Annotated in this window: 20 protein-coding genes and 1 tRNA gene; 9 read left to right on the forward strand and 12 right to left on the reverse strand. The window is 66.1% G+C overall.

All coding sequences use genetic code 11. The features are described from left to right. Positions 1 to 137: 137 nt before the first annotated feature. A complete protein-coding gene (locus tag J5837_RS04360) occupies positions 138 to 767 on the forward strand; it encodes a trimeric intracellular cation channel family protein (protein ID WP_210535483.1) in 630 nt (209 codons plus the stop codon). Between the two features lie 55 nt (positions 768 to 822). Here J5837_RS04360 and rpoH read toward each other — a convergent pair whose 3' ends face one another. From rpoH to J5837_RS04395, 7 genes are all read right to left on the reverse strand, one after another. Further along, positions 823 to 1,707 (reverse strand): RNA polymerase sigma factor RpoH, encoded by an 885-nt coding sequence (gene rpoH / locus J5837_RS04365; protein WP_210535484.1) that lies wholly within the window; start codon positions 1,705 to 1,707, stop codon positions 823 to 825. Between the two features lie 111 nt (positions 1,708 to 1,818). Next, positions 1,819 to 3,084: a tetratricopeptide repeat protein gene (locus tag J5837_RS04370; RefSeq protein WP_210535485.1), complete on the reverse strand. Its 1,266-nt coding sequence runs from the start codon at positions 3,082 to 3,084 to the stop codon at positions 1,819 to 1,821. Further along, positions 3,081 to 4,262: a DUF4331 family protein gene (locus tag J5837_RS04375; RefSeq protein WP_210535486.1), complete on the reverse strand. Its 1,182-nt coding sequence runs from the start codon at positions 4,260 to 4,262 to the stop codon at positions 3,081 to 3,083. Before J5837_RS04375 ends, J5837_RS04370 begins: the two co-directional genes overlap by 4 nt. Then, the gene (locus J5837_RS04380; protein WP_244755614.1) at positions 4,259 to 5,269 is read right to left on the reverse strand and encodes an alpha/beta fold hydrolase; all 1,011 of its coding nucleotides are present in this window, start codon (positions 5,267 to 5,269) and stop codon (positions 4,259 to 4,261) included. The genes J5837_RS04375 and J5837_RS04380 overlap by 4 nt, the downstream gene beginning before the upstream one ends. Before the next feature lie 179 nt (positions 5,270 to 5,448). Continuing rightward, complete coding sequence (locus tag J5837_RS04385) at positions 5,449 to 5,595, reverse strand: hypothetical protein (protein WP_210535487.1); 147 nt, start codon at positions 5,593 to 5,595, stop codon at positions 5,449 to 5,451. A gap of 74 nt (positions 5,596 to 5,669) precedes the next feature. Then, the gene (locus J5837_RS04390; RefSeq protein WP_210535488.1) at positions 5,670 to 6,551 is read right to left on the reverse strand and encodes a helix-turn-helix transcriptional regulator; all 882 of its coding nucleotides are present in this window, start codon (positions 6,549 to 6,551) and stop codon (positions 5,670 to 5,672) included. A 71-nt stretch (positions 6,552 to 6,622) separates the two neighbouring features. Further along, positions 6,623 to 7,429: an endonuclease/exonuclease/phosphatase family protein gene (locus J5837_RS04395; RefSeq protein ID WP_210535489.1), complete on the reverse strand. Its 807-nt coding sequence runs from the start codon at positions 7,427 to 7,429 to the stop codon at positions 6,623 to 6,625. Between the two features lie 326 nt (positions 7,430 to 7,755). Between J5837_RS04395 and J5837_RS04400 the strand changes: the two genes are divergently transcribed. Beyond that, positions 7,756 to 8,592 carry an alpha/beta fold hydrolase gene (locus J5837_RS04400; RefSeq protein WP_210535490.1) on the forward strand — a complete coding sequence of 279 codons (837 nt, stop codon included), beginning with the start codon at positions 7,756 to 7,758 and terminating at the stop codon, positions 8,590 to 8,592. Positions 8,593 to 8,909: 317 nt separating this feature from the next. Then, complete coding sequence (locus tag J5837_RS04405) at positions 8,910 to 9,845, forward strand: hypothetical protein (protein ID WP_210535491.1); 936 nt, start codon at positions 8,910 to 8,912, stop codon at positions 9,843 to 9,845. Positions 9,846 to 9,858: 13 nt separating this feature from the next. Here J5837_RS04405 and J5837_RS04410 read toward each other — a convergent pair. Together J5837_RS04410 and J5837_RS04415 are read right to left on the reverse strand one after the other, a co-directional pair. Further along, positions 9,859 to 9,934, reverse strand: a tRNA-Ile gene (locus J5837_RS04410). A gap of 44 nt (positions 9,935 to 9,978) precedes the next feature. Continuing rightward, entirely contained in the window at positions 9,979 to 12,318 is a 2,340-nt protein-coding gene (locus tag J5837_RS04415) for a GH92 family glycosyl hydrolase (RefSeq protein WP_244755617.1), read from the reverse strand. Positions 12,319 to 12,450: 132 nt separating this feature from the next. On the opposite strand from J5837_RS04415, the gene J5837_RS04420 reads away from it, so the two are divergent. After that, positions 12,451 to 12,819 (forward strand): nuclear transport factor 2 family protein, encoded by a 369-nt coding sequence (locus J5837_RS04420; protein WP_210535493.1) that lies wholly within the window; start codon positions 12,451 to 12,453, stop codon positions 12,817 to 12,819. Between the two features lie 70 nt (positions 12,820 to 12,889). Here the strand turns inward: J5837_RS04420 and rpoD are convergent, their stop codons facing one another. Beyond that, positions 12,890 to 14,746 (reverse strand): RNA polymerase sigma factor RpoD, encoded by a 1,857-nt coding sequence (gene rpoD / locus J5837_RS04425; RefSeq protein ID WP_210535494.1) that lies wholly within the window; start codon positions 14,744 to 14,746, stop codon positions 12,890 to 12,892. A 111-nt stretch (positions 14,747 to 14,857) separates the two neighbouring features. Next, positions 14,858 to 15,298 (reverse strand): D-aminoacyl-tRNA deacylase, encoded by a 441-nt coding sequence (gene dtd, locus J5837_RS04430; protein WP_210535495.1) that lies wholly within the window; start codon positions 15,296 to 15,298, stop codon positions 14,858 to 14,860. Between the two features lie 195 nt (positions 15,299 to 15,493). Here dtd and J5837_RS04435 point away from each other — a divergent pair, with 195 nt between their 5' ends. The 4 genes from J5837_RS04435 to J5837_RS04450 are packed head-to-tail and all read left to right on the forward strand — an operon-like array spanning position 15,494 to position 19,905. After that, the gene (locus tag J5837_RS04435; RefSeq protein ID WP_210535496.1) at positions 15,494 to 16,393 is read left to right on the forward strand and encodes a lauroyl acyltransferase; all 900 of its coding nucleotides are present in this window, start codon (positions 15,494 to 15,496) and stop codon (positions 16,391 to 16,393) included. 25 nt (positions 16,394 to 16,418) lie between these two features. After that, complete coding sequence (locus J5837_RS04440) at positions 16,419 to 17,873, forward strand: sel1 repeat family protein (protein WP_210535497.1); 1,455 nt, start codon at positions 16,419 to 16,421, stop codon at positions 17,871 to 17,873. Then, a complete protein-coding gene (locus J5837_RS04445; RefSeq protein WP_210535498.1) occupies positions 17,873 to 18,388 on the forward strand; it encodes a PH domain-containing protein in 516 nt (171 codons plus the stop codon). The genes J5837_RS04440 and J5837_RS04445 overlap by 1 nt, the downstream gene beginning before the upstream one ends. Further along, positions 18,385 to 19,905 carry a PH domain-containing protein gene (locus J5837_RS04450; protein WP_210535499.1) on the forward strand — a complete coding sequence of 507 codons (1,521 nt, stop codon included), beginning with the start codon at positions 18,385 to 18,387 and terminating at the stop codon, positions 19,903 to 19,905. Before J5837_RS04445 ends, J5837_RS04450 begins: the two co-directional genes overlap by 4 nt. Before the next feature lie 90 nt (positions 19,906 to 19,995). Here the strand turns inward: J5837_RS04450 and J5837_RS04455 are convergent, their stop codons facing one another. Continuing rightward, complete coding sequence (locus tag J5837_RS04455) at positions 19,996 to 21,021, reverse strand: CDP-glycerol glycerophosphotransferase family protein (protein ID WP_210535500.1); 1,026 nt, start codon at positions 21,019 to 21,021, stop codon at positions 19,996 to 19,998. A gap of 104 nt (positions 21,022 to 21,125) precedes the next feature. Here J5837_RS04455 and J5837_RS04460 point away from each other — a divergent pair, with 104 nt between their 5' ends. Continuing rightward, entirely contained in the window at positions 21,126 to 21,932 is an 807-nt protein-coding gene (locus tag J5837_RS04460) for a glycosyltransferase family 2 protein (protein WP_210535501.1), read from the forward strand. Positions 21,933 to 21,988: the final 56 nt, after the last annotated feature.

Genomic DNA, 21,988 nt, shown 5'->3' on the forward strand with positions numbered 1-21,988 from the left:
GGTTCCTGTGAAGGGGATGCCATGGTCCTGTGGCGTAGAGGGGCCGGATATCCGGATCTTGCGCAGTCCGGAAACCGCGGGTGACAAGCGTTGCCGGCGCTGCGATCCTTGGGGATCCGACTGCCACGTTCCGCGCCGTGTCCACCCTCCTGCTGCTGTTCGATTTCATCGGCACCTTCGTGTTCGCGCTCAGCGGCGGCACGTTGGCGGTGCGCTATCGGCTGGACCTGTTCGGCGTACTGGTGCTGGCCTGCGCGGCCGCGGTTTCGGGCGGCATCGTCCGCGACGTGGTGATCGGCGCGTTGCCGCCGGCATCGCTCGCCGACTGGCGCTACCTCGGCGTGGCGATGCTTGCGGGCCTGCTGACGTTCCATCGCCACGAGGCGATCGAACGCCTGCGCAATCCCGTGCAGGTTTTCGACGCGGCCGGCCTCGCGCTGTTCGCGGTGCTCGGCACCGACAAGGCGCTGGCGCACGGCGCCTCGCCGTTCGCCGCAACCTTGCTGGGCATGCTCAGCGGTATCGGCGGCGGCATCGCCCGCGACGTGCTGGTGGCGAGGATTCCGGTGGTGCTGCAGGCCGACCTGTACGCGGTGGCGGCGCTGGCCGGCGCGGGGGTGGTCGCCGTCGCGCATGCGCTGCAGTTGCCGCAGGTACCGGCGATGGCGGTCGGCGCCGCGCTGTGTTTCGGCCTGCGCTATATGGCCATCCGCCGCGGCTGGCATTTGCCGGTGGCGCGACCGCCGGAAAACCGCGACGACGCATGAAAACGAAAAGGCCCGGTCTTACCCGGGCCTTTCTTCATTGCGTGATGCAAGCCGTTCAGGCGGCGAACAACGCCTTCATCTTCTTCAGCGCGTTCGCTTCGATCTGGCGGATGCGTTCGGCGGACACGCCGTATTCGTCGGCCAGTTCCTGCAGCGTGATCTTGCTGTCGGCGTCCAGCCAGCGGCGCTTGATGATGTCGCGCGAACGCTGGTCCAGGCCGGCCAGGCCTTCGCGCAGCAGTTCCAGCTGGTTGTCCTCGCTGTCGGCGCGCTCGTAGGCCATCGACGGATCCTCGTCGTGCGCGACCAAATAGCTGGCCGGCGACGGCGGCGCGTGTTCCTCGTCCTCGTCGGCGGGCGCATCGAAGCCGATATCGCGGCCGGACAGGCGCGATTCCATTTCCAGCACTTCGCGTTCGGATACGTTGAGGTCCTTGGCGACCGCGCTGACTTCCTCGGCGTTCAACCAGCCCAGGCGGGTCTTCGACTTGCGCAGGTTGAAGAACAGCTTGCGCTGCGCCTTGGTCGTGGCGACCTTGACGATGCGCCAGTTCTTCAGGATGAACTCGTGCATCTCGGCACGGATCCAGTGCACGGCGAAGCTGACCAGGCGCACGCCCATGTCGGGGTCGAAACGCTTGACCGCCTTCATCAGGCCGATATTGCCTTCCTGGATCAGGTCGCCCAGCGGCAGGCCGTAGCCGTTGTAGCCGCGGGCCACGTGCACGACGAAACGCAGGTGCGAATGCACCAGCTCGCGCGCGGCGTCGAGGTCTTCGTGGTCGCGATAGCGGCGGGCCAGCTGCTGCTCTTCGTCGACGGCCAGCACCGGGATCTGGTGGACCGCGCCGATGTAGGCCTCCAGCGAGCCGAGCGCACTGGGGATGGGCAGGTTGTTCGCCACCAGGGCGGTGGCCGGGGAAACGGAGTTCTGGCTCATGGTCATGGATACTAGCAGTCGGGGAGTTCGACTGCTAAAGCCTCTGGAAGTTCCCAGAATTCCGGGGGTGCAACGAACTTCCATTAAGTTGTTTATATTCAATAGTTTACGTTATTTCAAAACGAGCAGCGGCTGGTGGATTCCCGGGTCGGCAAACCGCTCGACACGAGGCCGCCGGCCTGCCGTCGAATCCTGCTGCCGATCATGCGCCCGAGCGGCCCCTCCACGGCAACTTACGCCGCTCGTGCCGACCGCCCTCCGCTCCCACTCGATCCGTGTCGCCGGCGGCGGGTCCGCGGCATCGAACGCCGATTGCATCCGCCCGACGAGCCCACAGGCATCGCCGCGGCTGACCATGGCGGCGCGGATCGCCAGTGCGAAGGCGCGCGGGGTGGGCCGGTTATCCAGGTTGCGCAGGGCCAGTGCCATGGCGCTCCGCGGATCCGCCCCCGCACCGAGATAGAACTCGGCGGCGTGGTCGGCGAAGGCCAGCGGATGGCGCTCCAGCAAGGACCGATAGCGTTGTGCGGCTTCCGAGATGTCGCGTTCCCCAACAACCTGGTGGCCAGCCCGTCTGCGGATTTCACCCAGCAGGGCAAGCGCTTCTGGCTCCCCTGTTGCTTCCACGATGGGGATGAGGCGTGCCTGCGCCGAGGGCAGGTCGCCGCGACGCGACTCGATCTCGGCCAAGTGGATGTTCGCCACCGCGAACTGCGGGAGGTAGGCCAGCGCCCGCCGGTATTCGGCTTCGCCACGACGGACGTCGCCCGCCTGCTCCGACCACATCAGGCCGAGTGCGAAATGTATCCACGCGTAAGGGAACGGCGAAGTGGTTGCCAGGCTCGCAAGCGCTTCGCGGTATTGCCGGTCGGCGTCCCGGTAGCGGCCGACCTCCGCATAGGCGCTGGCCAATGCGCTGTGCGATGCATAACCGGGTTGCGCCAGGGCATCCGATTCCAGCGAGGCAAGCACGCGGGTCGCCTGTCCAGTCGCGATGAGGATCACTGCTCGCTGGCCGGCGAGCCGGTGTTCGCTGGCACCCAATCGTTCGGCCTCACGCAGATCGCCCAGCGCCTCGGCGAATCGATGCACCGCCGCGCGGGTGCGTGCCCTCAGCAGCAGACCCTCCTCGTCCTCCGGCAACGCCTCGCCCAGCGTGGCGGCTTGGTCGAGCGCGGCGTAATCGCCTTGGAAGCGGGACTTGGCCAGCAACAGCTCGATTCGCGCAGGCGGATCGCTGGGCTGCTCGAGCAGGTGGTCCAGGTTCCCGAGGGCGATCTCGCCGAATGTCGTTGCCGGATGCGCGTCGGCGAGCGTGGCGCAGAGTCCCGCAAGCGCCAGCAGGGCGCGCGACAGGAAGCGGATGCGGCGGGTCATGGCTCGGCCAGGAACGGAAAGTCGGTTGTCGAATGCACCTTGTCGTCTTCCACGACGCCGTCCTCTACCCCGGCTTCGCTTCCGTTGATCAGCAAGGAACGATATACGTCGACCGCATCGCCGATGGGCGTCCGGCCCCCGCAATCGGAAGATCGAACATCCAGGCTTTGTTCCACCGCCATGTAGCGCTTGCATTCCTTGCGCCGGGTGTCGACCCACAACCGGTCGTCGGCCAACAGGCGCGCCAGATTGCGATAGCGATCCGGTGTCGCCGCGCCCGCCGCAAGCCATTGGTTGCCGCACACGCCATCGAAGGCGTCGTACACGGCCAGCGACTTCTCGATGTCGGGAACGAAGCTCTCCCAGTCCTTTTGCGCAGCGCGGTTGTATTGCTCCTTGCGACGATTGGCGTTTTCCTCGGAATCGAACAAGCCAAGCAGGGCATTGCCCGTCAGCGTCCGTCCCATCCGGTCCAGGCGCGAACCCCGGCCATGCGCGCCGAGCGCATAGGCGCCAGCCCACACCGCCAGCAATTCGCCGCCGCGATCCACCGACGCGACATCGATCGACACCACCAGCGCGCCGGTCTTCCAGCCGGCGAGGAAATTCTTCGCCGGGGCACCATCGGTATGACGCCAGCGATCCAGCATCTCACGGGCGATGGAGGCGTCGAAGGCGGGGCAACCGGCCGGATCCTTCGCGATGCCTGCCTTCAGCGCCCGCTCCGCCACTTCGTACGCCTGGCCCGTGCCGCGGACGTTGTTGGCGAAAGGATCGTCACGTAGTCCGGCGAACACCCGGAACGTACGCTTCTGGCTTTCGATGCCGGCTGGACGGTCCGCGACGCCGCTGGCGCGGTCGCCAGCCGCTTCGCAGCGTGCAAGTCCGGCGGCATCGAAGCGGCAGTCGATCGTCGTCGTGGTCGCGGCTTTCCCGAAACGCCGGCCGCTGTCGACATGGAACACATAGGCGATCCGATCGGAGAAGCGCTTTCCGACGACATCCATGACCAGGTTCAGGCGTTGGCCGTCCGGGGACATCCACGCGTAGAGATCGCCGATGTCGGCCGCAGGATCGGCGATGACGGTCGGCGAATCGAGATGGTCGGATGCGACGGCCGGCGACAGGCAACCTGCCGAGGCGAGAGCGGCGGCAAGCAGGCGGACTTGTCCCTTCATGACGCGATCTCCGCTTCCGACGACCGTGCGTTCCACAACCGAAGCGCTTCTTCGGCGATGACGTCCGGGCGTTCCTCCGGCCAGAACAGCTTGCTGTCCTCGAGCCAGCGAATGCCTCGCGAACCCCCGCAGGCGTAATCGAGATAGTCCGCGTTCTTCGGCGAGAAGATCGTGTCCGCCCGGCCCCAGACCACGCGCACCGGGATACGGCTGTGCTGCAGGGCCAACTCGGTGCCGCTCAATGCATTCCGCTCGAGCGCGACCGCATACGCATCGGCCAGCGCGGTGCGGCGACGGGTGGAAAGCAGCGGGCCGAAGTACATGTCGATGGCTTCGTCGTCAGGATGCGACGGATCCGCGTAGCACATCGCGCCGATGCCCTTGGACGAACGCGCAAGGGCCTTGTCCTTCCACCATGGTGCGAGCCATTCGTCCACGTATTTGCCTTGCCTGGCGAGTGCGATCACCGGCAGCATCGCCGACGGCGGACTTTCGATTTCGGTGTCGCAATTGGTCAGCAGGACCGAACGCACGCGATCCGGATACCTCAGCATCAGCAACTGCGCCACCGCGCCGCCGCTGTCGTTGGCGACGACATCCACGTCGGTCACGCCCAGTTCGTCCAACAGGGCGACCAGCATGGCCACCTGGTCGTCGGGTCCCACGCCCTGGCCGTCGGCGACGCGGGTGAAGCCCATGCCGAGGAAATCGGGAGCGATGCAACGCCGATAGGGAGAAAGTCGCGGCAATGCACCCCGCCACTGGAACCCGTTGAGCGGGAAGCCGTGCAGGAACAGCGCCGCGGCACCCGTACCGCGCTCGACATACGCGATCTCACCGAACGGGGTTTTGGCGAACCGCCTCATGCCGTGGAAAGCAGCGGCGTCCAGCGGCAGGACGGTCTGCGCCTGCGTCATCGCACGCGCGACGCCTGGCAGCGCCAGCGCCCCGCCGATGCAGGCGAGCGTTCCAATGAAGCGCCTGCGGTTGATCATGATGTCCTTCATCTGTCGTGGCCTCGCGTTCTTTGGGCAATAGCTGTCCGTGCCGTTGCACGGAGCAACGGCTGGGGACGTCGGGTGTTAAAGGCCAAGGCAACAGTGCGTGCCCTGGCATCGGTGGCCCGGCGGAAGACGCCGGCCGATTTCAGCTTTCAGGTGCCGGCCGCGAACAGGCCGGCTTCAGCTCAGGGACTCGACGCGGATGCGTACGATTCCTTTAGCCTGGCGGCGCATTCGTCGCAACACACTTCCACGGTCTTGCCGCCGATCTTCACCTGGATGGCGTCCGCATCGAGCTCGCAATCGCAGGCGGCGCAGGTCTTCTCGCTCATGTCGTTTCTCCGGCCGGGCAGGATTGCCCGGTGCCCAGTAGACAACAGCCGCATTGCCCCGGCTGTCGAAATCTTTAGCGACCTGCGGGATTGCGGCGCTGCAGGACAAGCTGGCGGAATTCGGTGGGCGTGCGCCCGTAGGCCTGCTGGAACGCCGCGCTGAAATGACTGTGGCTGGAGAAACCCAGTCCGTGGCTGAGCGCGCTGAGGTCTTCGTATTCGCCCAGCAGATCCAGGGCCCGCGCCAGGCGCAGGCGCAGCTGGTAGCGATACAGCGGCACGCCCTCGACGTCGCGGAAGCTCTGGGTCAGGTACACCGCGGACACACCGACCTCGGCCGCCACCTCGGCCAGGGTCCAACGCCGCGCCAGATCGCCCGCCAGCACCAGTTTCGCCCGGTCGACCAGGCGCTGGCGGCCATGGCTGGCACCGGCGGCGTGCGCCGTACGCGGACCGATCGCGCGCTGCACCAGGGTCAGCGCGAGGCTTTCGCCCTCGAGGCTGTCGGCGACACCTTCGCGCAGGCTGTGCCGCAACAGCGCCACCAGGACTTGTGCGCGCGGATCTATGCGCAGCCGTTGCATGCGGAAGCGCAATGGCTCGCCATCACGAAGTAGTGCCGCCGGGGCGATTTCCCGCAGCATGGCTTCGTCGACTTCGAACACCAGACCGGCATCGCCGCCCGGATGGGGACGGCTGATCCGATAGGGTTCGTCGGCGTTGAAGAACAGCACCTGGCTCGCATCGGCGACCACCTCTTCTCCGCCGACATGGCGCAGGAAGGTCCCCCGGTACACGAAGACCAGTTGCGTCTTCGCCACTTGTTCCCATTCGCCGATACCCGTGGAAGTTCCCGAATAAACGACGTCGCGGACCTCGATCAACGAGGTCTTGAGCAGTTCATTGGCGACGGGCTCGGGCATCGATCCGGCAGAGGTATCGGGGCGCGAAAGCATTGCACATTCCGGATGATCCGTTAGTGCTGCCAAGCCCCGTCAGCCTGGCTGGGCGCCGTCCCTGCTGTTTCTCAGAGTTCCAACAGCAAAGGGCGGTGATCCGACACCTCGGGAAGACCGATCACGTCGAACGAGATGGGCTGGACGAACTGATTGACCAGCAGGTAGTCGGCGTACCGCCCCGTCTTCTTGTAGTGCGAAGTCCTCGTGTCCGTGAATCCTCTCGACGTGACCAGGTCGACCAAACCCAGCTTTCCCAGCTCGACGAAGGTGCTGCTCGAAGGCTCCACGTTGAAATCGCCACAGGCCACCAAACGATCGCCATCCTCCATGACTGCCTGGCAGATCCGGGCGAATCGCCTGCTTTGGGCTTCGCGTTCGGGCGTATCGATTTTCCCCGCCATGTCGCGCAGCCCATGCATGTGCGCAATGCATATGGGCCAATCGCGTTCGAAGTCGTAGAGTCGGACCGCATGCGCGCTCCTGGATCTCGGGTGATCGCCGTACCCGTTGGGCGAAAACGTCTTGTGCACGAAGCCCTGGTGCTGGGCGATGATCGGGAACGATTTGTGCACGAAAGTCGCCAAGCCCCATTGCGATGGGATTTGCTGGTCTCCATCCCATAGCACGCCCTGCGCGGCTGGCGCGAAGACCGCGACGTGGTCCGGCAGTATCCGGGAAATGTCGCGAAACAGATTGGCGCGTTGCGGAAGGACGTGGGATCCATCACGGTAGGTCAGGATGTCTTTCGAAGACGCTGGCGTGTGCACCACCTCTTGCAGGCAGAGAACATCGGGAGCGACTTCGGCCACGTACGCCTCGAGAGGCTCGTACAGCGTTCCTCCCCAGCCATTCAGGCACATCACGCGCACTTTCACTCTCCCATGCGTTCGATCGAGATCCCCGCCGAGGATTGTACGTCGCCTCCGGCCCTGGAGAATCGCGGCGTGAATTTCGATGCACCACGATGGGGCAACGATGTTGAAAGCGAAGGCGCCGTTCGGTCGCCATCGAGATCCACATCACTTTTCCTTGCGTTGACGTGCTCAGGCAGGCTGTAAGGCGCAAAGTGTCGGCCGATGCATCGCATCCTGCGCGAAGCTCGGTAATGACATTGTCCTGCACTGAATGTAGAAAGAAGGGGCGACACCGGCGAGCCGATGCTTCGTCTCGAAGTTTCCCAATCCCCCAGGAGCAATGAACCATGAGTACAGTCACCACCAAAGACGGAGTCGAGATCTATTTCAAGGACTGGGGTCCCAAGACAGCCCAACCCATCGTCTTCCATCACGGCTGGCCGCTCACAGGCGACGACTGGGATACCCAGATGCTGTATTTCCTCGACAAGGGCTTCCGCGTCATCGTCCATGACCGGCGTGGACACGGCCGATCCAGCCAAGTCGGCGAGGGTCACGACATGGACCATTACGCCGCGGATGTCGCGGCCGTCGTGGAGCATCTGGATCTGCGCGACGCCGTCCATATCGGGCACTCGACCGGCGGTGGCGAAGTCGCGCGCTATGTCGCCAAGCACGGCCAGCCACAGGGCCGGGTCGCCAAGGCCGTACTGGTCAGCGCAGTTCCTCCGCTCATGTTGAAGACCGCTACCAATCCCGGCGGCCTGCCCATCGAGGTTTTCGACGGCATCCGTTCGGCGGTGGCAGCCAATCGCGCCCAGTTCTTCCTGGATTTCCCCAGCGGGCCTTTCTACGGATTCAACCGGCCGGGAGCCAAGGTCTCGCAGGGCGTGATCAACAACTGGTGGCGCCAGGGCATGACCGGCGGCGCGAAGGCGCTGTACGACGGCATCAAGGCCTTCTCGGAAACCGACCAGACCGAAGACCTCAAGTCGATCGACGTGCCCACGCTGGTGATGCATGGCGACGACGACCAGGTAGTGCCGATCGACAATTCGGCCAAGCTGGCGGTCAAGCTGCTGAAGAACGGCACGCTCAAGGTGTATCCGGGCTATTCGCACGGGATGCTGACGATCAACGCGGACGTCATCAATCCCGACCTGCTTGCCTTCATCCAAAGCTGACGGTTTTTTCCTCTGTGCCGCCAGGGTGCCCGGCAAAGAAAAGCCCCGGATTTCTCCGGGGCTTGCCACCTGATCGATGGCTGGCGCGACTTGACCGGGTTGGCCAAACCTTCGCCACCATCGCGGATGGTGGCGCGCGTGCCGCTGAATACGCAGCCTAACTAATTGATTAGAAATGGAGCCAAGCCCGCGGAACTCGGCAGCTCTCCATTAACAGACGCCCGCCAATCTCAATTCGGAATGAGCCTCCGCGAGATAGCGCCGCCATCACAGCCACTCTCCTACCCTGCTGGAAATCCCTGTTTGGGAAAATTCACATGGCTAGGAAGGATGTATGCACAGAAGCCGGCCAGATCGCGATTCCAAGCGATCTAACTGACGCGCACCCGCTGGTGGTGGCCACGCAAGCCGCAGCCAAGGGAATGAGGTTTGACGAAGTCCATGGGAAACAGGGCCTGGACGTCGCCAAGAAGCACCTCGATATCCGTGTAAGCCCCGAACAGTTCCAACTCGCACTGCGCATATGCAGCGCCCTGATCTATGCGACCGAATCGATGGGCGCAAAGTGGGTCGTTGACGACAATTCGGACACTTGGGTGCTCTATGGCGCCCATCGCATGCGGGTTTGTCTGATCGAGAAGATGAAAAAAGTCATTTGGCCTCATGAGCCACCGCCCCGCCTGAAAGCAGCAGCTAAAACCAGGCCGAATTGGAAGGCGATGCACCCGCGGAACAAGCTCGCTGGGACAGGACTCATGGAGTTCAAGGTCCTCTCCTACGTGGGTCCGGGTATAAAAGGGCGCTGGGGCGACGAAAAGCACTCCTTGGAGAACGAGATCGCTGCCATCGTTGCCGGCATCCCATTGGTCGCTGCCGCTGGGCGCGCTCACGACGAGGACCTCCGCGTTCAGGCCATCGCAAGAGCGGAGAAGCGCCAGACTCGCGTCAACGATGCCAGGAGGGCAGAAATCAAGAAGATTCTACGGGAGCGCCTAATTCAGGCTGCCCGGTCTTGGCAGAAGGCTGCTTCCATTCGCGCCTACCGCACTGCCGTGGCGAAGCACTTCCAGAACATGAATCTACTGGCTGCGGACCAGCTGAAGCTAGACCTGTGGTTGGACTGGGCCAACGTCCAGGCTGACAGTATCGACCCTCTCCACCAGGACCTAACCGCGCTTACAGACAACGAGGTCTCGCTATCAGCCGACTTTGACAACAAAGTTCAGCACTCGCCAGGTAGCGGCCCCCCATGACCCGAGGGTTTTGTGGTGGGCCCACCAGGATTCGAACCTGGAACCAAGGGATTATGAGTCCCCTGCTCTAACCGTTGAGCTATAGGCCCGCGAGACGCGGAATTCTAGGCGATGCGCGCAGTCCGGCCAACGCTCAGCGCGCTGGCGCGGACATCGAGTACGGCTGCTCCGCACCGGCGCTGGGCCAGTCGCGGTTCGGTTCGGCCTGCATGGTGAAGCGCAGTTCTCCACCGGCCATCACCTCGGCGTGGCGCAGGAAGGCGCGCGGCAGCGGCTTGCCGTCCAGGGTGACGCGGCCGACGTAGGGATGCGCGTCGTCCAGGTCGTCGGCGACCACGGTGAAGCGCTTGCCGTTGGGCAGGTTCAACGTTGCGCGCGGCAGGAACGGACGGCCGAGGATGTACTCGTTGCTGCCCGGCGCCACCGGATAGAAGCCGAGCGCGGTGAACACATACCACGCCGACATCTGGCCGAGATCGTCGTTGCCCGCCAGGCCGTCGGGCGTGGGCTTGTACTGCGTGTCCATCACCTGCTTCAGCCGCGCCTGGGTGCGCCACGGCTGGCCGGCGTAGGCGTACAGGTAGGCGACGTGGTGGCTGGGCTCGTTGCCGTGCGCGTACCAGCCGATCAGGCCGGTGATGTCCTCCATGTGCGCGAATACCTTCGGGTCGACCTTGGCGTCGAACACCGCGTCGAGCCGCGCCAGCAATTTGTCCGTGCCGCCGTGCGCGGCGGCGAGGCCCGCCACGTCCTGCGGCACGTACCACGAATACTGCCAGGCGTTGCCTTCGGTGTAGTCGGTGCCATAGCCGCTGGCATCGGGATCGAACGGCGTGCGGAAGTTGCCGTCGCGCTTGCGCGCGCGCATGAAGCCGGTCTGCGGGTCGAAGGCGTGCTTCCAGTTGGCAGCGCGCTTCGCGAACTGCGCCGCGACGTCCTTGCGGCCCATCGTCAGCGCCATGCGGGAAATCGTCCAGTCGTCGAACGCGTATTCCAGCGTCTTCGACGCGGCCTCGCCTTCCTCATCGATCGGCACGTAGCCTAGTTCCATGTACTGGCGGATGCCGTCGTAGGGCCCGTAGGACGCACTCGCGACCATCGCGTCCAGCGCCTCGTTGGCATCGAAGCCATGGATGCCCTTCATGTAGGCATCGGCGATCACCGGCACCGCGTGGTAGCCGACCATGCACCAGGTTTCCAGTCCGTGGAACGACCACACGGGCAGGATGCCGTAGGGACTGTGGCGCCGGTGCGCGAGCAGCGAATTGACGAAGTCCGCGTTGCGCTTTTCCGGCTGTACCAGGGTCAGCAACGGATGCAGCGCGCGATAGGTGTCCCACAGCGAGAACGTGGAGTAATTGGTGAAGCCTTTGGCCTGGTGCACCGCATTGTCGGGGCCGCGATAGCGGCCATCGACGTCCATGAACAGGCTCGGCGCCTGCAGCGTGTGGTACAGCGCGGTGTAGAAACGCTTGCGCTGGCTTTCGTCGCCTTCGGCGTCGACCGCGCCCAACGCATCGGCCCAGGCGCGCTGTGCCGCCGCGCGCACGCCGTCGAAGTCCCATTGCGGTACTTCGGCGTCGAGGTTGGCGATGGCGCCTTCTTCGCTGACCGGCGAAATCGCCAGCTTGGCCAGCACGGGTGTCGCGCCGGCATCGCCGAAGTCGAAGCGCGCGACCAGCTGCCGGCCCTCGATCTGCGCGCGCTGTGCCGGGTCCTTTTCGCCCGGCGGCGGGAAGCCCTTGTACGGGACGTCCTGTTCGGTGTCGTGGAATTCGTGTCCGGTCAGCGGGCGCGAGAAGCGCAGCGCGAAATACAGCTGCCGCCCCGGCGCCCAGCCACGGGTCTCGCGGAAGCCGGTGATGGTGCCGTCAGGGCGCAGGCGGATGCGCGACCACTGCACCTTGCCGGGGTAGTCGTACATCGAGGTGCGCAGGTCGACCAGCACGTGCGCCGGTTTTCCTTTGGGGAATGCATAGCGATGCACGCCGGCGCGTGCGGTTGCGGTCAGCTCCGCGCGCACGCCGTAGTCGGACAAGGTGACCGCGTAGTAGCCCGGCTTGGCCTGCTCGTTGTCGTGCGAGAAGCGCGAGGTGTAACCGCTGCCGGGCTTGGCCGGGTCGCCGCGTTCCAGCTTCGCCTCGCCCGAGACCGGCATCAGCAGCACGTCGCCCAGGTCCGAATGTCCGGTGCCGGAAAAATGCGTATGCGAGAAACCGACGATGGTATCGTCGGAATGGCGGTAGCCGGCGGCCCAGCCGTAGGCGTCCTTGCGCGGCTGGATGCGCGTGTCCGGGCTCAGCTGCACCATGCCGAACGGCACCGTCGCGCCGGGAAAGGTGTGGCCTTCGCCGCCGGTGCCGATGAACGGATCGACCGCCTCGTAGGCGCGCATGCCGGCTTCGGAAGCGTGCGCGGCAGGCAGCGCGGCGAGGCAGGCGAACAGGGCCAGGCAACCGGCTTTGCGGATCATCGCGTTCTCCATTGATGCATTGCGGGGCCGCGCGAGGCTAGCATGCCGCCCGTCCGCACGCGTCGCGGCGCGTCACCGAACCGTCGCGCCGCGGCGTTATCCTGCCCGCCCATCCCGCAGGAGGATCCGATGATGAACACGCAGCAGATCGCCGAACGCCTGGTCGCCTTGTGCCGCGAAGGCCAGTACGAGCAGGTCTACGACGAGTTGTTCGCCGACGACGCCGAGAACATCGAGATGCCGGCGATGGCCAATGGTCCGTTGGGCAATGCCAAGGGCCTCGATGCGATCCGCGCCAAGGGCAAGGCCTGGGGCGAAGCGGTGGAACAGGTCCATGGCGGCAGCGTCGGCGAACCATCGGTGTCCGGCAACTGGTTCAGCGTGCCGATGTCGCTGGACGTGACCATGAAGGGCCAGGGCCGCATGCAGATGGAAGAGATGTGCCTTTACCAGGTCCGCGACGGCAAGATCGTGCGCGAACAGTTCTTCTACGACGCCTGACTCGTCGCCGCGATGCAACGAAAAAGCCCCGCACAGGCGGGGCTTTTTCTTTTCCGCAAAGGGCGCGGGATCAGTCGATGTCGAGGAACGAACGCAGCTGTTCCGAACGGCTCGGATGGCGCAGCTTGCGCAGGGCCTTGGCCTCGATCTGGCGGATGCGCTCGCGGGTGACGTCGAACTGCTTGCCGACTTCCTCGAGGGTGTGGTCGGTGTTCATGTCGATGCCGAAGCGCATGCGCAGCACCTTGGCCTCGCGCGGGGTCAGCCCGGCCAGCACGTCGCGCACCGTTTCCATCAGGTTGATGTTGGTGGTGGTTTCGATCGGGGACTCGACGTTGGTGTCCTCGATGAAGTCGCCCAGGTGCGAATCCTCGTCGTCGCCGATCGGCGTCTCCATGGAGATCGGTTCCTTGGCGATCTTCATGACCTTGCGGATCTTGTCCTCGGGCATGTCCATTTCCTTGGCCAGCTCCTCCGGCGTGGCCTCGCGGCCGTACTGCTGGAGCATCTGGCGGGAAATGCGGTTCAGCTTGTTGATCGTCTCGATCATGTGCACCGGGATGCGGATGGTGCGCGCCTGGTCGGCGATCGAGCGGGTGATCGCCTGGCGGATCCACCAGGTGGCGTAGGTCGAGAACTTGTAGCCGCGCTTGTATTCGAATTTGTCCACCGCCTTCATCAGGCCGATGTTGCCTTCCTGGATCAGGTCGAGGAACTGCAGGCCGCGGTTGGTGTACTTCTTGGCAATGGAGATGACCAGGCGCAGGTTGGCCTCGACCATTTCCTTCTTGGCCTTGCGCGCCTTGGCTTCGCCGTAGGCCATCGCGCGGCTGATTTCCTTGATGTCGGCCAGGCTCAGCTGCATCGCCTGTTCGATGGCGATGGTGGCTTCCTGCTCGGCGACGATCTTGTCCTTGACCTCGCGCAGGCCGCTGGACCACTTCTGCTTGCGCTTCAGCGCATCGTCGACCCAGCCCAGGTTGACCTGGTTGCCTTCCCACGAACGGATGAAGTCCTTGCGCGGCATCTTGGCGATGTGGGTGGCCAGGTGCAGCACGCGGCGTTCGCGTTCCTTGATCTGGTTGAGCACGTCGCGGACCTTGCGGACCAGCATGTCGGTCAGCGGCAGCGGCAGCTTCAGGGTGACGAAGATCTCGGCCATCTCGCCGCGCAGCTTGGCCACGGCCTTGTGCTCGGCGCCGTTCTTCGCGTACGACTTCTTGAACTTGCCGTGGGCATCGGCCAGCGCCTGCATGCGGCGGGCGACTTCTTCCGGATCGGGACCGGTCGGCGCGGCTTCCTCGGCGTCGCCGCCGACGTCCTCGTCTTCGTCCTCGTCGTCGGCATCGCCGGCGGGTTCGCTGACGGCCTCGACCGGCGGCGCTTCTTCCGGTTCCTCGAGGTCGTTGAAACCGACCACGACCTCGCCGAGGCGCTTCTTGCCGGCCTTGTGCTGCGCGTATTCCTCCAGCAGCAGTTCGACCGACCACGGGAAGTTGCCCAACGAGGCCTGCACCTGGGCCAGGCCTTCCTCGATGCGCTTGGCGATGGCGATTTCGCCTTCGCGGGTCAGCAGCTCGACCGTGCCCATCTCGCGCATGTACATGCGCACGGGGTCGGTGGTGCGGCCGCCTTCGGTGTCGAGCGAGGTCAACGCCGCGGCGGCTTCCTCGGCGGCGGTTTCGTCGACTTCGCGGTTGCCGGCGGCTTCGCCGGCCAGCAGCAGGGTTTCGGCATCGGGCGCGACTTCATGGACATCGATGCCCATGCCGTTGATCATGCCGATGATGTCTTCGATCTGCTCCGGATCGACCATGTCGTCGGGCAGGTGGTCGTTGACTTCGGCGTAGGTCAGGTAACCTTGCTCGAGGCCCTTGCTGATCAACAGCTTGATGTCGGATTGCTGGGCAGGACGTTCGTTGGCCATGAGTGCTTGCGCCACCGGCTGAGAAGGATGAGGGGAACCTAGCATTATACAACCCCCGGCCGGCGAAAGTTCGCCAAACCGGTCGCCGCGGACCCCTTGGCCGGTGAAACGTCAGGGCCGCAGCAGGAAGGTCACCGGGCCGTCGTTGACCAGGCTGACCACCATATGGGCACCGAACCGCCCCGTTTCCACCCCTGGCGGGTGTTTTTGCCGGCAGATTTCGACCAGACGGTTGAATCCGGGTTCAGCCTGTTCAGGCGGGGCGGCCGTGCTGAAGCCCGGACGGGTGCCCGACCGGGTATCGGCGGCCAAGGTGAACTGGCTGACCAGCAACAGGCCGCCTCCGGTATCGGCCAGCGAGCGGTTCATCCGCCCGGCTTCGTCGGCAAATACCCGGTAGCCGAGCAGGCGCTCGGCCATGCGCTGGAACTGGGCCTCGCCGTCGCCAGGCTCCACCGCGACCAGGGCCAGCAGGCCTGGGCCGATGGCGCCGATGGTTTCCCCGTCGACGCTGACGGAGGCGTGGGTAACGCGCTGGATCAGGGAAAGCATGGGCAAGCGGGTTGAAGGAAGCTCGAAGAAGCTTCGCTTTTCTTCCCCCTTTGCAAAAGGGGGACGGAGGGGATTTCCGCTGTTCACCGCCGTTGTGCGCTTTCAACAGCCGAATGGCTGGTCAATCCCCCGTGTTCGCTACGCGAACGCCTCCCCTTTTCAAAGGGGGCGGTTACCGGCCGTTACACTTCGCCGATGAAGCCCGAAACCCTGGCCGCCCTGCTCCATCGCGCCGTCGCCCTGTTCTGTCGCCTGCCATGGCCCTGGCTGCGGCGGCTGGCCGATGCGCTGGCGTGGCTGTGGCTGAAGATCGACGCCCGCGAAAGCCGGGTCGCTCGGCGCAACCTGGAACTGGCCTACCCCGAGCTGCTGCCCGGCCAGCGCGAGGAATGGCGGCGGGCGATCCTGCGCACCACCGCACGACAGGCGCTGGAGACCCTGCGCTTCTGGACCCGGCCGCATGCCGAGAACCTCGCCTGCCTGCGCGGCGAGCACGGCGCCGCGCTGTACGACGCCGCACGCGCGGCGGGACGCGGGGTCATCGTCATCGCCCCGCACTTCGGCAACTGGGAATTGCTCAACCAATGGCTGGCCTCGCGCGGGCCGTTCGCGTTCGTCTACGCACCCCCGGAATCGGCGGTCGGCAACGCCTTCCTGCTGCGCGCGCGCGGCGGCGCCGAGGTGACCCAGGTGCGCGCCGAAGGGCCGGCGGTGCGCCAGTTGTGGAAGCGACTGAAGGAAGGCGGCGCCATCGCCATCCTGCCGGACCAGCAGCCCAAGCAGGGCGACGGCGAATTCGCGCCGTTCTTCGGCATTCCCGCCTTGACCATGACCCTGGTCTCGCGATTGGCCGAACGCACTGGCGCGCCGGTGCTGTGCGCGTGGTGCGAACGCAGCGGCCCGGACCTCGAATTCGTCCTGCACGTCGAACCGGTGGCGGCGCAGATCGCCGACCCGGACCTCGCCGTCGCCACTGCCGCGCTCAACGCCGCGGTCGAACGCGTCGCGCGCCGCGATCCGGCGCAATACCAGTGGACCTACAAACGCTATACGCTGCGACCGCCGGGGAGCGGCGAAGAAAATCCGTATCGGTAATCCGCTGGAAACAAGGGGAAAGGACATGCGTGGATGGATGCTGTGGTGCCTGCTGGCGATGGCGTTGCCGGCGATGGCGGCGGACGACGACCGCGAACTCAACGCGGTCAGCCGCGTCTGGGACCATTACGCGGAACTGAGCAGCAAGAACGATCCGCGCAGTGCGGACCTGCTGGCCGAGTCGAGCCTCGTCCATTTCGGCTTCCTTCGCGACAGCGCCCTGTACGCCTCGGTGGAACAACTGCGCCGGCTGCCGATCGCCGACCGCGTGGTGGTTTACGCATTGCGCGCCACCCAGCAGCCCGACGCGCTGAAAGCGCTCGACAGCCAAGCGGTGGCCCGGCTGTGTTACGGGCGCAGCTGGTATGGCGTGAGCGCTCCGGACGAAGGCGAAAGCCTGCCTTCGCTGAGCCATGTCACCCTGCTCGGCAACGACCACGCCATCGGAGAGGTTGCGCCGCCGACCGGACGGCAGTTCCAGTTCGGGGCCGAATTCTTTCGCGTGGACGGCGGCTGGAAAGTGGCGCCGGAAACCCTGATCGCCGACGAATCGGCGGTAATCCAGCAGCAGATCCGCAGCTCCTCGCTGAGCGAAAACGCGATGCTGGGTTATCTGCTGGAACGCTTCCTCGGCAAGGACGAGCCTGCGCCGAACCTGGTCACGCTGGAACAGCCCTTCATCGACGACCCGGCCGCGCGGGCGCGCCTCAACGAAAGCTGGCCCGACTACGAAGCCACCTACAGGACGCGCGTGCAGGCCCTCGGCGTGAAGGCGGAAGCCGGCGACAACTTCGCGCAGATGGCCTTGGGCACCCTGCTGGTCAGCGGCAGCCTGCCGCAGGCGGCGCCGAAGGACGAGCCGCGCGGCTGGAAGCTGCTGGAGCAGGCCAGCGAAGGCGGCAACAGCGACGCCGCTTGGTTCGTGTTCCAGCACCTGATGGCCGATCCGAAGCAGTTCACCGATGCGCAGCTGGCCCGCGCCGCCGTACACCTGCAACGCGCCGCCGCCGCGGCGAATCCGCAGGCGATGGCGGCTTTGGGCGGCTTCTATTTCGAGGGCGCCGGCGGCTTGCCGCAGGACTGCCGCCAGGCCGCCGACTGGCAGGCCCGCGCCGAGGAAGCGGGCGTCAAGAGCGCGCGCAACGAACAGGTCTGGACCTGGGCGACCTGCCCGATCGCCGCGCAGCGCGACCCGGCCAAGGCGCTGCAACTGGTCGGCTTCATGGTCAAGAACCAGGACACGCTGGCTTACGGCGAACTCGATACCGTGGCCGCCGCGTATGCCGCCAACCGGCAGTTCGACCAGGCCGTTTCCTTCCAGCAGAAGGCGCTGGAGAAACTGGCCAGCGCCGAAATGAACGACAAGGCGCGCAATCGCACCCAGAAGCGGCTGCAGGCGCGCCTGCGCGATTACCAGGGCGGACGGGACTACGTGCAGGACTACAACACGTTCAAGGAAATCATGGCGGGCAATTACTGATGTCGAACGAGGCGCTGCAACCTGCCGCGGAATCCGTCGATGCGAGCGATGGTTGGCAGTCGCTGCCGCTGCGCGGAGCCAAGTACGAGGCCTTGTGGACGGCCCTGGGCCTGGCGCTGCCTGCCGCCGGACTGTCGGTGCCGCTGACGATATTGACCCACATCGCTTCGCCGCTATGGCTTGCGCCACTCGCGGGCGTCGTCGGCGCGGCGTTCGGCGCACGGCTGGGCTGGAGGCGGCACCGGCGCACGCGCTGGAAGCTGGATGAGGACGGTTTCGCCCTGCAACGCGGCCGCCTGTGGCAGACCGATACCCGCGTGCCGATCTCGCGCGTGCAGCACCTCGACCTGAAGCGCGGGCCGCTGGAACGCGCTTCGAACCTGGCGACCCTGGTGGTCCACACCGCCGGCACGCGCATGGCCGCGGTCAGTGTGTCCGGGCTGGACGACGCCGACGCCGAAGCGCTGCGCGACCGCCTGGCGCGCCAGCTCGACCAGGACGGCGACGCGCTGTGAACGAAACCCGCGCGGAGCCTGCCCCCGAACGCCGGCTGCATCCGTGGTCGTGGCTGTTCGTGCTGATCCAGCAACTGAAGCAGTTCATCCTGCCGCTGATCGCGTTGCTGTTCTTCGGCCAGCGCGCCAACGACGACGGCCCGTGGTGGACGAACTTGGCGCCGCTGATCGCCGTCGGCGTGCTCGCCGCGACCTCGCTGCTGCGCTATTTCACCTACCGCTACCGGATCGGCAGCGACGTGCTGAGCATCCGCGACGGCTGGCTGCACCGCAGCCTGCGCGAGATTCCGTTCGCTCGCATCCATAACGTCGTGGTGCACCAGTCGTTGCTGCATCGGCTGTTCGGCGTGGCCGAAGTGCGGCTGGAATCGGCGGGCGGGCGCAAACCCGAAGCGCAGATGCAGGTGCTGCGGCTGGACGAGGCGCTGGCACTGGAACAGCAGGTGCGCCAGCGCGGCCATGTCGCCGCGGCCACGCCGGATGCCGCCGCGGCGGCCGTGCCGGACAGCGACACGCTGCTGTGCTTGCCCCTGGGCGAGGTGATACGGCTGGGACTGGTGTCGAACCGCGGCATGATCGTCGCCGCGGCGGCCTTCGGCGGTGCGTGGCAGCTGTTTCCGCGCAAGCTGATGGCCAACTTCATCGAAAGCCTGGTGCAACGGACCAGCGGTTACATCGGCCAGTTGCACCTGGGCCTGCTCAGCACCGCGTTGGCCGTCGTCGTGCTGCTGGCGCTGGCCATGCTGCTGTTGCGTGGCCTGTCGGTGCTGCTGGCCCTGCTGCAGTACTACGGCTTCCGCCTCAGCGAAGCGCAGCGCCGGCTGACCGTCGAGCGCGGCCTGCTGGCACGCCTGCGCACCAGCGTGGCAAGGCGGCGCGTACAGGCATGGACCTTGCACGAAGGCGTGCTGCACCGGCTGCTGAAACGGCGCAGCCTGCGCATCGACACGGCGGTCGCCCAGCAGGGCCAGAACGACCAGCGCACGCTGAAGGAACTGGCGCCGATCGCCACGCCGGAAGCCTGCGACGCGCTGGTGCGCCACCTGTTGCCGCAGGCGCAATGGCCGCGCGAGCAGTGGCGCGGCGTAGGCGCAGGGCAGTGGTGGCGGTTGTGCCTGTTCACCGCGGTGTGGGTGCCGTTGGCGGTGGCGGCCGCGAGTTGGCAGTTCGGCGCCTGGGGCCTGCTGCCGCTGCTGTGGCTGCCGTGGGCCGCGTTCAAGGCGCGGCGCCGCGTGCAGCGCATGGGCTGGTCGGTCGACGACCGGCTGGTCGCCGTGCGCGGCGGCTGGTGGACGTGCTGGTGGCGCTTCGCCGAACTCGACAAGTTGCAGGCGCTGCGGCTGGAACGCGGCCCGCTGGACCGGCGCTGCGGCACCGCATCGCTATGGCTGGACACCGCCGGCGCCAATGCCGCCACCGCGCCGCCGCTACGCCTGCAGTTCGTACCGCTGGCCGAAGCGCAGGCGCTGTACGCGGAACTGTCGCGTACGCTGGCGCGGCGGCGGTTGCGCTGGTAAATCACGCCCATCGCAGGGTGGGCACGCTCTTCGTGCCCACCGCTCTTGCACCTTCATGATGGTGGGCACCCAAGACGTGCCCACCCTACATCATCGACCCCAGTAGCCGATGCGCTTGCGGATCTTCATCTTGCGCCAGAAATTGAACGGCTTGGGCTTGCGGTTGCGCGCGCCCCGGGCGATGAAGTCGTCGATGGCCTGCAGGATGCGTTCGCTGGAACGCCCGTCGTGGTACGGATGGATCGCATCGGCATATTCGCGGATCGCCGCCATCAGCTCCGGCGGCCGCGACAGCGCGCGGCGGATCGCCGGCTCGAACTGCGCCCGGTCGTCGATGTCGATCAGTTGCGGGCCGGGCCGGCGGTTCTTGAAGGTGACCACCGGCTTGCGCGTCAGCAGGAACTCGTTGAGCGCGGACGAGGTGTCCGAGCACATCAGGTCGGCCTCGCCGAACAGCTCGAGGATGTTGTCGTTGTCGGCGAAACGCAGGTATTCGTTCTCGAGCGCGCGGAACTTCGCCGTCGTTTCCGGATTCATCTTCGGATGGAAGGTGACCACCCAGCGCCATTCGCCGCTGCGCGACAGGCGCTTCACTTCCTCGTACAACGTCTCCGCCGCGCTCCACGACGGCGAGAACGTCGAGTGGTACAGGATCGTCGGCGGGTCGCCGACCGGCCGCAGCTCGCCGCCGAATTCGCGCATGAAGGGATCGATCTTCGGCCAGCCGGTCTCCACCACGCTGAAGTGGCCGACCTTGTCGGCGATGGCCTGGAACTGCGCGGTGTCGCGCGGACCGGTGGTGCAATACAGGTCGAAGAAGCCGCGGATGTAGATGTGCCGCGGCTTGCCCGCGTCGAAACCGTGGAAGGTCTCGACCTTCACCCCGGGGAAGAAATGCGGTACCGCGTTGCTGCCGGTGATGATCGCGATCGGGTTCCAGTCGCGGACCTGCTGCGTGGTGGTCAGCAGGCGCTCGCCTTCGACCAGGTCCTCGGCGCCGGGACCGTCGAAGAACCACGCCGCTTCGCCCCCGCGCGCGCGGATCGCGTCCTGCAGCGGGCGCAGGATCGCCAGCGCGTAGCGTTCGGATCCGTACAGCAGGTAGTGTTTTGGCATCTGGGTTCCGGAATCGACGCCGTGCGGCATTGCCCGCGCGGCATTGGCGCGGGATTATTGCACCAACCCGGCGCGATCGCGCCGCCGCATCGCCGGATGGCCGCTTGACCGAATCCACTCCCGCATCCGTGCCGCCGCTGTCGGCCTGCGTGATCGCCTACAACGAAGCCGACCGCATCGGCGACTGCCTGCGTTCGCTGGCGTTCTGCGACGACATCGTCGTGGTCGATTCGGGTTCGACCGACGCGACCCGCGAGATCGCCGAATCGCTCGGCGCGCGCGTGCTGGTGCGGACCTTCGACGGCTTCCGCAGCCAGAAGGATTTCGCGGTAAAGCAGGCACGGCACGACTGGGTGCTGTGCCTGGACGCGGACGAGCGCGTCGACGACGCGTTGCGCACGGCGATCGAAGCGGCGCGCGGAAAGGGTTTCGCCCACGTCGCGGGCTATCGCTTCGCGCGGATGTCGTGGTACTTCGGCCGCTTCCTGCGCCACGGCACCGCTTACCCGGACCGGGTGCTGCGGCTGTTCGACCGCCGCCGTGGCGGCTGGCGCGGCGACCGCGAGATCCACGAGGCGGTCAGCGTCGACGGCCCGGTCGCCACGCTGGCCGGCAACCTGCTGCACTACCCGTTCCGCTCCCTGCTGCAGATGCTGGACAAGAAGCAGGGCTATGCGGCGATGATGGCCGAGCACGAACACGCGCATGGCAAGCGCGCATCCCTGGCCAAGCTGCTGCTGTCGCCCGGGTGGCGGTTCTTCCGCAGCTACGTCCTGCGTCGCGGCTTCCTCGACGGCATGCCCGGGCTGTTCGAAGCCTTCATCAGCGCCAACTACGTCCGGCAGAAGTCGGTGATGCTGTGGCTGCTGCAGCATGGGCAGCCGGTGCGGACGCCCAGGCCGCCCGCCTGACCCGCGTCGGGCCCGGCGAATTTCCGGTTACGCGCTGGGCTTGCATGAACGGCGCA

It is taken from the genome of Pseudoxanthomonas helianthi (genome assembly GCF_017939625.1).
GTDB classification, from domain to species: Bacteria; Pseudomonadota; Gammaproteobacteria; order Xanthomonadales; family Xanthomonadaceae; genus Pseudoxanthomonas_A; species Pseudoxanthomonas_A helianthi.